We start from the raw sequence: 13011 nt of genomic DNA, 5'->3' as shown, positions 1-13011 counted from the left end.
ATTTTGTCCGTTAAATATCTTTAAAAACAGAGTATACATTATTAAACTGCTTATATCGTTTTCGGTAATAAGATTATCAATAAATACCTCATAAAACGCATATAAAAACACTTTTAATAGAGTTACACAGGTAAATTACTGATGTAAATACACGATTTTAAGCCTATATTCGGTTAAATCGAAGGTAAAATAGAGTTCCTGTTAAGCAACTCATCTTATTAAAGAGTAAAGCTCTTAAAAAATGTGCTGTTCGAACAATTTTTCGAAGCCAATTTAGTTTTTTACTCATTTTACATATGTATACAACTATAAACAGCTTGGTTTTCCACAATTTTTATGTTTAATAAAATAGTCCTCAAATAGTAAAATCCGCCTTTTTATACACTTAAAGTACTATTACAAATACTATTGAGATGAATTCCATAAAGTATTGACTTTTAGTATTTTAAATAGTATGCATTAAATTATTCGCAATCCACAATTTTATCCACAGACAATTTGTCTTTCACTACTGTTTAACAATGTTACAAGTGTTAACTTGTTTTCATAACTCGAAAATTGGCTAATTTAAACCTTGTAAACAATTTTAAAATCAGATGGCAAATGTAAATTTGTGAATTTTGCTGATATTTACAAATGTTAATTTAAGTTTTTGACTAAAAATGGCTAAATTTGATTCTTGTAAACTATTCCTACAATGAATTTTGAACAGATCTATTCCCAAAACCCCGATTTCTCAAATCGCTATATTTCTCCTGAAAAATTATTTTCTTATCTACAGGACAATCTCAGCGATTATATTCAGGAGATCGGAACCTCCTATTTAGATAAACCTATTTATCAGTTAAGTATCGGAACCGGAAATATTCAGGTACTGGCCTGGTCACAAATGCACGGCAATGAATCCAATGCTACCCATGCTATGCTTGACCTTTTAGTGAGTCTTGATAAAGCTCCTGAAATGAAAGAGGATTTGTTCAGTAAAATACAGCTTGATTTTATATTCATGCTGAATCCGGACGGATCTGAAAGATGGACCAGATTGAATGCAGCCGATATTGATCTGAACAGAGATTTTCATAACGAAGCAAGCAAAGAGATTAAATTCCTCAAAAAAGCAGCGGCTTCGAAAAAATATGATTACGCTTTAAACCTTCATGAGCAGAGAACCATTTTTACGACTGATGGTGTTCATCCTGCTACGCTTTCATTTTTGGCTCCTTCCGAAAACATAGAACGTACGGTTACTGAAAACAGAAAAAAATGTATGGCTGTAATCGGAAGTGTATACAACCATTTAAAAGAAATGATCCCCAACCAGATCGGTAGATATTCTGATGAATTTTATCCTACTTCTACCGGAGATAACTTTATCAAAGCAGGAATGCCCACTATTTTATTTGAAGGCGGGCACTTTGTAGAAGATTATACCAGAGCAGGAACCAGAAAATATTATACAATTGCTCTTTATTATGCATTGAAAGCAATCAGTGAGCTGAACTCCGATATTACAGGATGGGAAACTTACCTTGAAATTCCAGAGAATCAGGAAACACATTATGATATTATTTACAGAAATGTAAAGTTGAATACAGAGCATGAATGTATCCTGGATATTGCAGTTCAGTACAGGGAGATCAAAGAAGAAGGAAAAAATGATATATCATTTATTCCTTTTGTAATGGAAGCTGGTGATGTAAAACAAAAGAAAGGCTGGCTGGAAATAGACTGTACCGGAAAGAAATTTATTTCTGCAACTAAATATCCGAAACTGGATGCGGTTGTGGATTTTAAAATAGAAGATTAAAAGGATTTAAATAATCTCCTCATAAAAAGTTTCGGCAGGCCTTCAGGCCTGCCGAAACTTTTTATAACTAATTTCCAAAATTCAAATGGCTGTCCACTCAATGATAATGTTATTCAATAGGAATGGGCTTTAGCCCATTTACTTTAATGAATATTCATCCGGCTTTAGCCAAAACTTAATTTTAGAATATCGATTCCTCTAAAGATTAGTTAACCACTTTAATTCCATTCGCTACAAATCTGATTTCCTCTTTTGGCTCAGTGATAGCGTCAATTTCAGACTGAGGTTTTTTAGCATCTTCTGCATAATGCTTCTGCTCATTTACAGAAATTACTTTTCTTTCTGCATTACCATCCAATACTACATTTTTTCCTTTTAATGCTGTAGGTACGAAGAAAGCATAATCCTTCATTTTTACAAAAAACTTAGAATTATCTTCTGTCTGGATCGTAAGCCAGCAGCCTTTTTTGTCACATACATCAGTTACTTTTCCTTTAATAGATACATTCTCAACTTTTTTGTTGTCTTTTTTAAGCTGCTTATTCAATTTATCTACGGTGATCGCTTTGGATTCAGCAGATGAAGTTACCTGACTTCCATACGTATCACCTACCAAAGCTTTCCCCTCTGGTGGACCAGATTGAGCAAATGCTAATGAAGAACCTGTTAAAGCGGCTGCAAATAATAAAACTTTAAATTTCATGTTTAATATTTTTCTCAAAAATACTAATTAAAATTGAATCATAAAGGAATAAAAAATGACAAAAAACAGGTGTTTTAACGAATTTTCAACAAATTTGAAAATCAAAGGCAGATTTGATTATATTTGACCCCTATACTTGACTATGCAAAAAAAACTGAAACTATGGGATGCTATCATGCTTGTGATGGGATCTATGATCGGAAGCGGGATCTTTATTGTAAGTGCTGATATGATGCGAAACCTGGGATCAGGTTTTTGGCTGATTGTAGTATGGGTGATCACAGGAGTGATGACTGTAGCAGCAGCCATAAGCTATGGAGAACTTTCCGCGCTGTTTCCAAAAGCCGGAGGGCAATATACTTACCTGAAAGAGATCTTTGGTAAAAGAATGGGATTTCTTTACGGATGGGGATTGTTTACTGTAATACAAACCGGCACAATTGCTGCCGTAGCAATGGCCTTTGGTAAATTTACAGCGTATCTGATCCCATCATTAAACGATGCCGCTCCTATTTTTCAGAGTGGAGAATTTAAAATTACATGGATACAGATTCTGGCGATTGCTGTCATTGTTTTGCTTACCTATATCAATACGAGAGGAGTGGAAAGCGGTAAAATTCTTCAGAATATCTTTACAGGTTCCAAAATTATTGCATTACTAGGTCTTATTGCTGCCGGATTTATATTGGTAGACATTTCTCATTTAGCAGAAAACTTCAGCTGGGGAACAGATTCTTTCAATAACCTTAAAAAAGATTTGAGTGGTAATTTCCTTAAAGAAGGTTGGGAGTCCATCGGAGGAATGACACTTTTAGGTGGAATTGCTGCTGCAATGGTAGGTTCTGTTTTCAGTTCTGTTGCCTGGGAAAGTGTGACATTTGTTTCCGGTGAGATTGAAAATCCTAAGAAGAATGTCGTAAAATCAATGATTTACGGTACTTCTGCCGTCATGATCCTTTATATTGCTGTAAACTATGTCTACTTAAATGCACTGGACAGAGACGGAATTGCATTTGCAGCCAATGATAGAGTGGCAGTAGCAGCATCTCAGAATATTTTTGGAAGTGCGGGAACTGTCATCATTGCTTTATTGGTAATGATTTCAACATTTGGATGTAATAACGGATTGATTCTGGCTGGCGCAAGAGTTTTCCAGACGATGGCAAAAGACGGAATGTTTTTTAAATCTGCAGTAAGAAACAATAAAAATGAAGTTCCGGAAAATGCATTATGGATGCAGGGGATCTGGGCTTCAATCCTTTGCCTGAGTGGACAGTACGGAAATTTATTAGATATGATCTCTTTCGTAATTGTTCTGTTCTATATGATTACCGTTTTTGGAGTTATTTATTTAAGAATGAAACAGCCAGACCTGGAAAGACCTTATAAGACATGGCTGTATCCGGTAACACCTGTTATTTATCTTATCATCGGAACTTGCTTCTGTATCTTATTGCTTATTTACAAGCAGCAGTATACATGGCCAGGTTTTGTTCTGGTATTGCTGGGACTTCCGGTATACTATTTCATCAACAGAAAAAAAGAAAATGCTTAAAATAAAAATATAACAGATTAAAGGGCTTTCAATTCAGTTTGAAGGCCCTTATTTTTCAATAATATTTAAAGTATTGTAACTATTATTTGTCGAAAATGTGTAATTTGGTATTTCGTTTTTAAAACAGGACCATGAAGTAAAAACAATAAGTTATGGATACACCAAATTACAGAATGCCTTTCGTACCGTCTACTTTAATGACCGAAGGCGGAAGTATCGATACCTGCGATATGGGGGAAAGTATTGCCCACAATATTATGCTGCTGATCACCACCAAAAAAGGGGAGAACAGATATGATGAAAACTATGGAAATGATGTCTGGAACCTTGAATTCGATAATGGAGTTACAAGTGCCATCTGGGAAAGCGTTTTTATCAAAAGCTTAAGAAGACAGATTCAGGAATATGAACCCAGAATCGTAAACCCGCAGATTGATGCTCATATACAGTTTGTAGAGCACAGCTACGATACTAAAGAACACACCGAAATTAAAAAGAAAGTAAGAATTGCCATCAATGCAAAAATGGAGGAAACTGGAGAACGGTTCAGCTTCTCAACAGAACTGTTTCTGAGTCCGATGTCTATTGATTAATATTTTTAACAGCGAAAGAAAATTATGAATTTAGATCAGAATATTTATTCCAAAGAATCTGTAAAAGCAAGAATGCTGCAGAATGCAACAAAGGTATGGGGATTAAGAAGCCCACAGTCTCTGGATCCTTTTGTAAAACTGTTGATAGATGCATTCAGTACAGAAGTTTTTAAAGCGAATAATGAAATACAGACGGTGAATGCCCGTATATTGGAAAAACTGGCAAAACTTCTTACACCGTCCATATATACACATCCTATTCCGGCTCATTCCGTTGCTTTTACACAGCCTTATGAGTCTTCCGAGGTTTTATTGGAACACACGGAATTCTTCTTCCGTAAACAGATGACTTCCACGGTGAAATCAGAATCAGACAAACAGCTGAATATTCCTTTTACTCCGGTAGGAAATGTAAGAATCAATAAAGTTCACACTTCTATCATGTTTGTAGGAAATACCTGCTACAGCATCGATGACAGATTCAATAAAATCCCTATTGCAAGATTTCAGGGGAAACCCGAGGATTACAGAAAAATTACCATTGGAGTGGATGTAAGCAAATACGTAAGTGAAAACTTTCCGAAATATCTGAGCATATTCTGCTCCAATCCGGCTTTTGAACATCTTGATTTCGTCTATAAATTATTACCGTACATTACGGTGTCAAGTAATGGTAACCCTCTGTTTGTAAGAGAAGGATTAAGCTATCTTACAGAAAGTCAAAACGATGGTTATGAGCAGATGTTCAAAGAGCAATCTATCAGAAATAAAGTGATTGAGGATATTAAAAGTATCTATCGTCATAAATTTATTGAAGTAACAGGAACTTCTCAAAGTCTGTTCTCAGAACCTGGACAGCTACCGCAGAATCTTGATTTTCTTGCAGGAAAAGAAGAAATTACTAAATTCCTGGATAATAAAAGCTACCTGTGGCTTACGTTTGAGTTTCCACCGCAATTTTCGGCAGAAATTCTTGACAATTTCTCATTTGTGCTGAATGCCTTCCCAATCTACAACAGAGGTTGGAAAAAAACCGAGTACAGCTTGGATATTATGGGGAATAACATTCCTTTGGTAACAGACGAAGGAGAGCATTTCCTTTATGTGGATGAGGTACAGGATGGTGACGGAAGAAAATATACTGAAATTCCTTTCACACCAGCCGATGATCTTAAAAAAGGGTTATACACTGTAAGAAAAGGAGGAATGGAGCGCTTCACCAGCAGAAATGCAGTCGACATGATTGCCAATGTTCTGGAACTGACTAGAGACGAAATTGCCGCCTTTTCCCTTTTGAACAGAGATAATGTAAAAGGAGTTCTCAGCGAAATGTCTGACAAAATGAAAACCATGGTGCAGAAGGTAAACAATGCCAAAAGGAATATCAGACAGGAACTGAATTACGTGATCATGGAACCTGTAGAAAAAACAGACCACACCTATGCTTCTTTTTGGGTAACGCACTGTACGCTGGCTAATCATATGCGACCAGGGACTGAACTTTCCAATCAGTTGAAGTCTCAGACGGTAGTATTGCTTACTGAAACATTAGGAGGAGCTGAAGAGCAAAAAGGAACTGACAGCATTCAGGCTTATAAATATGCACTGACAACCAGAGATAAGATCATTTCTTTGGAAGACGTTAAAAATTATTGCCGCATGATTCTGAAAGATGAGGTAAGGGAAGTAAGAGTAAGAAGAGGCACAATGATCAGTAATAAACCAAAAGAAGGATTCGTAAGAACGGTTGAGGTAGAAATCATTCCCCAGAACTATTCTTTCTATGGAAGAGCCTATTGGGAAAATATGGCCAATATCATCAGAAACCAGATTATTGCCAAAGCCATCGACGGTATTGAATATATTGTAAGAATTACCAATGAAGATGTTGATTTTCAGGATATGTAATTCTTCAAAGATCATTAAATCAGTTTAAAATATAAATGTCTTTATTAATATGCATTTTTAAACCATATCAATAGGAACGGGCTTTAACCCGTTTTAAAAATAGATAGAACTTCTGTTGGCTTCAGCCAAAACTTATGAATATAACGCAAAGCTCACAAAGTTCTTATTGATAGCCTTAAAATGTTCGCAAGGGCGTTTCACTCAGCAAAGAAAATATGAGCAATCTCTATGCAAATTTATAAATGCAAGTTAATGAGCTGTATGAATTATTAATTTGGATTCATTCAATAGGAACGGGCTTTAGCCCGTTTTTTTATTTTAAAACATACCTATTGGCTTCAGCCAAAACATAATCACCCGGAACCACAATCCAACAATTTCGAATTTAATCCTTTAACAAAACCTGAGATTTTTTTATGAAACTTTTATCCCTTTTATATTCAAAAAAAGTCTATAAAATTTCGTATTTTTGCACGTTGTGATTTTCAGGCAAAGTCACTCCGAATTATGAGCAAATCAACAGAATATATAGAAGTTTACGGAGCACGTGAACACAACCTTAAAAATATTAATGTTAAAATTCCACGCAATGAATTGGTCGTTATTACCGGCCTTTCCGGAAGTGGAAAATCGTCATTGGCTTTCGATACTATTTTTGCAGAAGGCCAGCGTCGTTATATCGAAACATTCTCAGCCTATGCCCGTCAGTTTTTAGGTGGATTGGAGCGTCCCGATGTAGATAAAATTGAAGGACTTTCTCCGGTTATTGCTATCGAGCAGAAAACAACCAATAAAAACCCACGTTCTACGGTAGGAACAGTTACCGAGCTGTACGATTTTCTACGTCTTTTGTACGCAAGAGTTTCCGATGCTTACTCTTTGTCTACAGGGCAGAAGCTGGTGAGCTACACCGAAGATCAGATCCTGGAAACCATCAAAGAAAATTATAAAAAAGAGAAAATCATGCTTTTGGCACCAGTGGTGCGTTCCAGAAAGGGACATTATCATGAGCTCTTTGTTCAGATGGCTAAAAAAGGCTACGGACAGGCAAGAATTGATGGTGAGCTGCAGGATATTGAGTATGATTTAAAACTTGACCGTTATAAAACCCACGATATCGATATTGTGATAGACCGTTGGATTATCGGAGAGAATGCTTCAGAAGGCAGAATGGAAAAATCATTGCGTACAGCAATGGAAATGGGAGAAGGCATTATCGGAATTCAGAAACTGGGAAGTACAGATATCGAATACTTTTCCAAAAACCTGATGGATGCTGAAACAGGGCACTCTCTGGCGCTGCCTGAACCGAATACATTCTCATTCAACTCTCCAAAAGGAAGCTGTCCGAACTGTAAAGGTCTTGGAACCATTAAAAAAATCAATACCGATTATTTCATAGATAATCCAAAGTTATCCATTAATCAGGGAGGATTATTGCCGTTGGAAGATATTAAGTCTAACAAATGGATCCTGTCACAGATCAAAAATATTCTTGAGATCTTTGGATTGGGATTAACCACTCCTTTGCAGGATATTCCGGAAGAAGCCCTGGATTATATCTACAACGGATGTCATAAAGAATTCAATAAAGACCTGAAATATGCAGGAATTACCAAGAAAATAAAGATTGGTTTCGATGGTTTGATTGCTTTCATGGAAGAAATTATCGATGAAAGAGAATCCTACGAAGCTATTTTATTGGAAAGACATTTCACTACAGAAGAAACCTGCCCGGAATGTCATGGAACCCGTCTTCAGCCTTCAAGCTTAAGTTTTAAAATTGACGGAAAAAATATTGCGGAAGTCAATGGTTTAAGCTTAGCAGATTTAAAAGACTGGTTAGCTGACGTTAAAGATAAATTTTCAGAAAAAAATAAAATCATTGCTCACGAAATCTTAAAAGAAATCGAAACCAGACTTCAGTTCCTGCTGGATGTTGGATTGGATTATTTAAGTCTGAGCAGAAGTTCAAAAACCCTTTCGGGAGGAGAATCACAGAGAATTCGTCTGGCAACACAGATCGGATCACAATTGGTCAATGTATTGTATATCCTTGATGAGCCAAGTATCGGGCTTCACCAGAGAGATAACGAAAGGCTGATCCATTCCCTGAAAAACCTGAGAGACATTGGAAACTCTGTATTGGTAGTAGAACATGATAAAGACATGATTCTTGAAGCCGATGAGGTGCTGGATATTGGTCCAAGAGCCGGAAAATTCGGTGGAGAAATCCTTTGGCAGGGAAAACCAAAAGACCTGTTGAAAGCAGATACCATCACGGCTCAATATATCAATGGAAAAAGAAAAATTGCAATTCCGGAAGAAAGAAGAGCAGGAAGCGGTAAAAATATTGTTTTAAAAGGAGCTACAGGGAACAATCTTAAAAATGTAACCCTGGATATTCCTCTTGGAAAACTGGTTGTAGTAACCGGAATTTCAGGAAGTGGAAAATCTTCTTTGATTAACGGAACATTGTATCCGATCCTCAACAAACATTTCTACAGAGCGGTTCAGGAACCATTACCATACAAAAAGATTGAAGGGTTAGAGAATATTGATAAAATTGTGGACGTAGACCAGACTCCAATCGGAAGAACGCCACGTTCTAATCCTGCAACCTATACCGGAATGTTTACTGATATCAGAAACCTTTTTGCTGAACTTCCAGAAAGTAAGATCCGTGGATATAAGCCGGGAAGATTCTCTTTCAATGTAAAAGGCGGAAGATGTGAAACCTGTCAGGGTGGAGGATTGAAAGTAATCGAAATGAATTTCCTTCCGGATGTATACGTACACTGCGAAACCTGCAACGGAAAACGTTTCAACAGAGAAACCCTGGAAGTCCGTTACAAAGGAAAATCAATCTCTGACGTATTGGATATGACCATTGATGAGGCTGTAGATTTCTTCCAGCCAATTCCTAAGATTTTTGCAAAAGTGAAAACATTACAGGATGTAGGTTTGGGATATATTACCCTTGGGCAGCAATCGACAACCCTTTCCGGAGGTGAAGCGCAACGAATCAAGTTAGCAACCGAATTATCAAAAAGACAAACCGGAAATACCCTTTATATCCTTGATGAACCAACAACAGGATTGCATTTCGAAGACGTAAAAATCCTGATGGATGCCATCAATCAATTGGTAGAACTTGGAAACTCGTTCATCATCATCGAGCATAATATGGATGTCATCAAATTAGCAGACCATATCATCGACGTTGGACCGGAAGGAGGAAAGCATGGTGGACAGATTGTAGCACAGGGAACTCCTGAGGAAATTGTGAAGTCTAAGAAAAGTTTGACTGGGAAGTTCTTGAAGAGGGAACTGGAATAAGTATTCATAAAAGGATAGAGCATTTTTAAAATAAAAAATCGAGATAATGATTGGCTAAACTCATCAGGTTTAGCCTTTTTTATGCTTAAAATTACCCTCCAATATTAAATTTTCAATTATTTTTAAAATTTATAACACTGATAATCAGTTAATTAATCTTGAATGTTAACTCAATGTTAACTGAATGTAAAATTAATATGAATTATTTTTAATAACTTTGGTTAAGAGATACAAAAATAGGTTAGTATAATATTTAAAACCAGTTAGTTATGAAAAATAGAATTCAAATATTGATAGCTTCACTTTTCGTTTGCGGATTTGCTGCTGTTTTGAACACTGCTAAAGCTCAAACTACAGATCATAATACCATTCAGGAAATTCAGTTGAACAGGAGTGAAACTTTTAACGATATCAGAAATAAATTAGAAGCCAATTTTGACCTTACCAACCCTGATTACAAGCAGGGAACCGTAAACTCTGTGGTGAAATTTGATATTGCAAAAAATGGGAAGATCGTTAATGTACATTCCACTGGTGATTGTAAAACTGTAAGTAAAGAAATTGAAACAGTATTAAGTGATCTTGATTACAAAGTAGACCGCAAAAAACTGACTGATAATATGGTTGCGTATACTTACGTAATGCCTGTAACAGTAGAGATTCACAGCAGATAGTATTTATTGCATATTATTCAATAATGTGTGAATAATGAAAACTTATCAGTTCAAGTTGTAATAAACCATAGAGTATAAGATTTTAATTTTGGGCTACCATAAAATTAAAACTATATGAAAAATTTAAAGAAGCTGACAAAGTCAGATTTGAAGTCAGTGTACGGAGGAGCACCTGTAAAATACTGTACGTTTTGCGAGTGGGCAAATAAAGTAATTTGCAGCGACGTTCCAATCGTTCAGTGCCCGTAAAAAAATAAAGCCGCTTGTAAAAGCGGCTTTTCTATTGTTGTGTACTTTGAACAAATTCTGTTAACCTTGCTTTAAGATTTTTAGAATTTCCTATTGTATCAAAAGTAATATTATCAACTCTCCATCCTTTATCTGTATTGGTGAGATTTACTGTATCCATCCATGTTACCTTAGGGGAAGCCATATTGTATTCAAAAGCTACCAATGCCTCAGCAGCTTTATCCTGTATTTTGACAGATTTGATCTTATAATCTGTAAATCCTTCATACAGGCTGGAAAACATAGCGCCTTCAAAAATTAAAGGTTTTTCATCAGGATGATCACTATTCTTTACCTTTTCAATATCAACCTTTGATGCACTTATTGCCTCGTCTAAAACTTTTTTTAAATTCTGAGAAAATAAAGTATCCGGAATGGGTTGGTTATAAATAGCTTCGTTAGATTTTCCATATTGCGTATAAAGCTCATTAACTTTTTCGGTGATGGCCGCCTCCGAAGACGCAGCAGACTGAGGCTCGCTCTTCTTGCAGGATACAAAGAACAGGAATATTCCTAAACAGAGAAATAATTTTTTCATGAGACATTAATTTTGTGGTATTTGTCAGAACTTCAGGCTCAAAATGTATACCAAAATCTGTCCATAAAATATTTTTTACAAATCACAAAAATCGATACATTTGAGTAGATAAAAAAATTGTGGATCCTATTCTTAACGTTGCTGTCCGTTCCCTCTGCGTTTACCTTTTTATGGTAATTGCCATCCGTTTATTTGGTAAAAATCAGCTTTCTCAGCTCAATGCAGGAGACGTAGTATTACTGCTGTTAATTTCAAATGCCGTTCAAAACGCAATGGTAGGCCCTGACACCTCTCTCCAGGGCGGAATTATTGCGGCATTGGTTTTGTTTGTTGCTAATTTTATTTTGAAAAGGATTATGTTTTCCAGTCGCTCCTTTCAGACTTTCATGGAAGATGAACCTGTTATTTTGATCAGAGATGGGATTGCAGATCAGGCAGCCCTGAATCGCGTAAAGATTACGGAAAGTGAATTGGAAGAAGCGATAAGAGAACATGGAATTGAAAACATAAATAATGTAAAGCTTTCCGTTCTTGAAGTGGATGGAAATATCAGTGTCGTTTCTCAGGATGAGAAGAGTAAACAGACTCATTATTCAAGGATTAAAAGAAAAATTAAAAGAAAATACAATTAAATACGATGAATTACGAACTAAGAGAAATGCTTCCCAGTGATGAAGCCAGGGTTCTTGAAATTTTCCGTCAGGGAATAGACGGTGGAATTTCCACTTTTGAAACAGAAGTTCCAACTGCTGAAGCCTGGAGTATGGGATATTTCAACGACTGCCGCTGGGTTTTGGAAAATGAGCATAATGAAGTTGTAGGATGGTGTGCCTTAAAACCCGTCAGCAAAAGAGAATGTTATAAAGGAGTTGCAGAAGTAAGCATTTATTTTGATAATGAATACCAGGGAAAGGGATTGGGTTCCGTATTGCTTAAAAAATTGATTTTGGACAGCGAGGATCATGGATTCTGGACATTGCAGACCAATATCTTCTCTGAAAATGAAACTTCTATCAAATTTCACCAGAAAAACGGTTTCAGAATAGTAGGCGTTCGTAAAAAAATCGGAAAGCTCAACGGAGAATGGAAAGATCTTATCCTTATGGAAAAAAGAAGCGAAAACGTCTAGAGAATTATAAATGATGAATAGGTATGATAAGCACACTGATCTCCATTCCAAAATTCACTATTGACTTGCGAAGCAAAATTGACCATTGACAATAAAAGGCTGTATATTGAAACCTTAAACTTTAAATTTTGAACTTTGAATTTTTGGCATTACCATTGTTATATTAAAAGTGAAAAAGTAGAAATAATGAAAAATTTAATTAAAGTTACAGGAGTCCTTATTGTGATGTTTATGCTGTCATCATGTGTAGTTCATGACAATGGACATCGTGTGAAAACAGTTCCGCCAGGGCAGGCTAAGAAAGTGTTTGGTGGAAGTGCAAAGGATTATGCTCCCGGGCAGGTGAAAAAAAGAAGCGGTAATTAACAATATTCAAAATAAAAAATTAGCAGTCAGTTTTAACATACATTAGCTTAATTTCAATTTCTTTTGGCATTAACATTGATATATTTCGCTAACGAAATTGAAAAAGTGAAA

At 36.0% G+C, this 13011-nt stretch carries 12 protein-coding genes; 10 read left to right on the top strand and 2 right to left on the bottom strand.

From position 1 onward, the window contains the following. Nucleotides 1–697 precede the first annotated feature (697 nt). Entirely contained in the window at nt 698–1807 is a 1110-nt protein-coding gene (locus tag J2786_RS07000; protein WP_047429896.1) for a M14 family zinc carboxypeptidase, read from the top strand. Nucleotides 1808–2012: 205 nt separating this feature from the next. Here J2786_RS07000 and J2786_RS06995 read toward each other — a convergent pair whose 3' ends face one another. Further along, nucleotides 2013–2510 (bottom strand): DUF4920 domain-containing protein, encoded by a 498-nt coding sequence (locus J2786_RS06995; RefSeq protein ID WP_047429898.1) that lies wholly within the window; start codon nt 2508–2510, stop codon nt 2013–2015. Between the two features lie 142 nt (nt 2511–2652). Here J2786_RS06995 and J2786_RS06990 point away from each other — a divergent pair, with 142 nt between their 5' ends. From J2786_RS06990 to J2786_RS06965, 6 genes are all read left to right on the top strand, one after another. Further along, entirely contained in the window at nt 2653–4065 is a 1413-nt protein-coding gene (locus J2786_RS06990; protein ID WP_047429900.1) for an APC family permease, read from the top strand. Between the two features lie 152 nt (nt 4066–4217). Continuing rightward, complete coding sequence (locus J2786_RS06985; protein ID WP_002979175.1) at nt 4218–4658, top strand: GPW/gp25 family protein; 441 nt, start codon at nt 4218–4220, stop codon at nt 4656–4658. 24 nt (nt 4659–4682) lie between these two features. Further along, nucleotides 4683–6566: a type VI secretion system baseplate subunit TssF gene (locus J2786_RS06980; RefSeq protein WP_047429902.1), complete on the top strand. Its 1884-nt coding sequence runs from the start codon at nt 4683–4685 to the stop codon at nt 6564–6566. 507 nt (nt 6567–7073) lie between these two features. Further along, nucleotides 7074–9905 (top strand): excinuclease ABC subunit UvrA, encoded by a 2832-nt coding sequence (gene uvrA, locus J2786_RS06975; RefSeq protein ID WP_047429904.1) that lies wholly within the window; start codon nt 7074–7076, stop codon nt 9903–9905. Nucleotides 9906–10174: 269 nt separating this feature from the next. Further along, nucleotides 10175–10579 carry a hypothetical protein gene (locus J2786_RS06970; protein ID WP_047429906.1) on the top strand — a complete coding sequence of 135 codons (405 nt, stop codon included), beginning with the start codon at nt 10175–10177 and terminating at the stop codon, nt 10577–10579. A 114-nt stretch (nt 10580–10693) separates the two neighbouring features. Further along, on the top strand, nt 10694–10828 hold the full coding sequence (locus tag J2786_RS06965) for a bacteriocin-like protein (RefSeq protein WP_079241841.1): 135 nt from the start codon (nt 10694–10696) through the stop codon (nt 10826–10828). 31 nt (nt 10829–10859) lie between these two features. Here J2786_RS06965 and J2786_RS06960 read toward each other — a convergent pair whose 3' ends face one another. Then, nucleotides 10860–11405, bottom strand: a complete 546-nt coding sequence (locus J2786_RS06960) for a hypothetical protein (protein WP_047429909.1) — start codon at nt 11403–11405, stop codon at nt 10860–10862. 119 nt (nt 11406–11524) lie between these two features. Here J2786_RS06960 and J2786_RS06955 point away from each other — a divergent pair, with 119 nt between their 5' ends. The 3 genes from J2786_RS06955 to J2786_RS06945 all read left to right on the top strand — a co-directional run bounded on the left by J2786_RS06955 (nt 11525) and on the right by J2786_RS06945 (nt 12900). Next, on the top strand, nt 11525–12037 hold the full coding sequence (locus J2786_RS06955; protein ID WP_047429912.1) for a DUF421 domain-containing protein: 513 nt from the start codon (nt 11525–11527) through the stop codon (nt 12035–12037). Nucleotides 12038–12042: 5 nt separating this feature from the next. Further along, entirely contained in the window at nt 12043–12534 is a 492-nt protein-coding gene (locus J2786_RS06950; protein ID WP_047429915.1) for a GNAT family N-acetyltransferase, read from the top strand. A gap of 186 nt (nt 12535–12720) precedes the next feature. Continuing rightward, a complete protein-coding gene (locus tag J2786_RS06945; protein ID WP_047429919.1) occupies nt 12721–12900 on the top strand; it encodes a hypothetical protein in 180 nt (59 codons plus the stop codon). Nucleotides 12901–13011 lie beyond the last annotated feature (111 nt).

This window comes from Chryseobacterium vietnamense, from assembly GCF_031454475.1.
Taxonomy (GTDB): domain Bacteria; phylum Bacteroidota; class Bacteroidia; order Flavobacteriales; family Weeksellaceae; genus Chryseobacterium; species Chryseobacterium vietnamense.
This window is presented reverse-complemented; position numbering and strand designations above follow the sequence as displayed.

Bases quoted from the DNA above. Each gene is read 5' to 3' on its own strand.
- J2786_RS07000 (WP_047429896.1), top strand. From the start codon at position 698: ATGAATTTTGAACAGATCTATTCCCAAAACCCCGATTTCTCAAATCGC.
- J2786_RS06995 (WP_047429898.1), bottom strand. From the start codon at position 2,510: ATGAAATTTAAAGTTTTATTATTTGCAGCCGCTTTAACAGGTTCTTCA.
- J2786_RS06990 (WP_047429900.1), top strand. From the start codon at position 2,653: ATGCAAAAAAAACTGAAACTATGGGATGCTATCATGCTTGTGATGGGA.
- J2786_RS06985 (WP_002979175.1), top strand. From the start codon at position 4,218: ATGGATACACCAAATTACAGAATGCCTTTCGTACCGTCTACTTTAATG.
- J2786_RS06980 (WP_047429902.1), top strand. From the start codon at position 4,683: ATGAATTTAGATCAGAATATTTATTCCAAAGAATCTGTAAAAGCAAGA.
- uvrA (WP_047429904.1), top strand. From the start codon at position 7,074: ATGAGCAAATCAACAGAATATATAGAAGTTTACGGAGCACGTGAACAC.
- J2786_RS06970 (WP_047429906.1), top strand. From the start codon at position 10,175: ATGAAAAATAGAATTCAAATATTGATAGCTTCACTTTTCGTTTGCGGA.
- J2786_RS06965 (WP_079241841.1), top strand. From the start codon at position 10,694: ATGAAAAATTTAAAGAAGCTGACAAAGTCAGATTTGAAGTCAGTGTAC.
- J2786_RS06960 (WP_047429909.1), bottom strand. From the start codon at position 11,405: ATGAAAAAATTATTTCTCTGTTTAGGAATATTCCTGTTCTTTGTATCC.
- J2786_RS06950 (WP_047429915.1), top strand. From the start codon at position 12,043: ATGAATTACGAACTAAGAGAAATGCTTCCCAGTGATGAAGCCAGGGTT.
- J2786_RS06945 (WP_047429919.1), top strand. From the start codon at position 12,721: ATGAAAAATTTAATTAAAGTTACAGGAGTCCTTATTGTGATGTTTATG.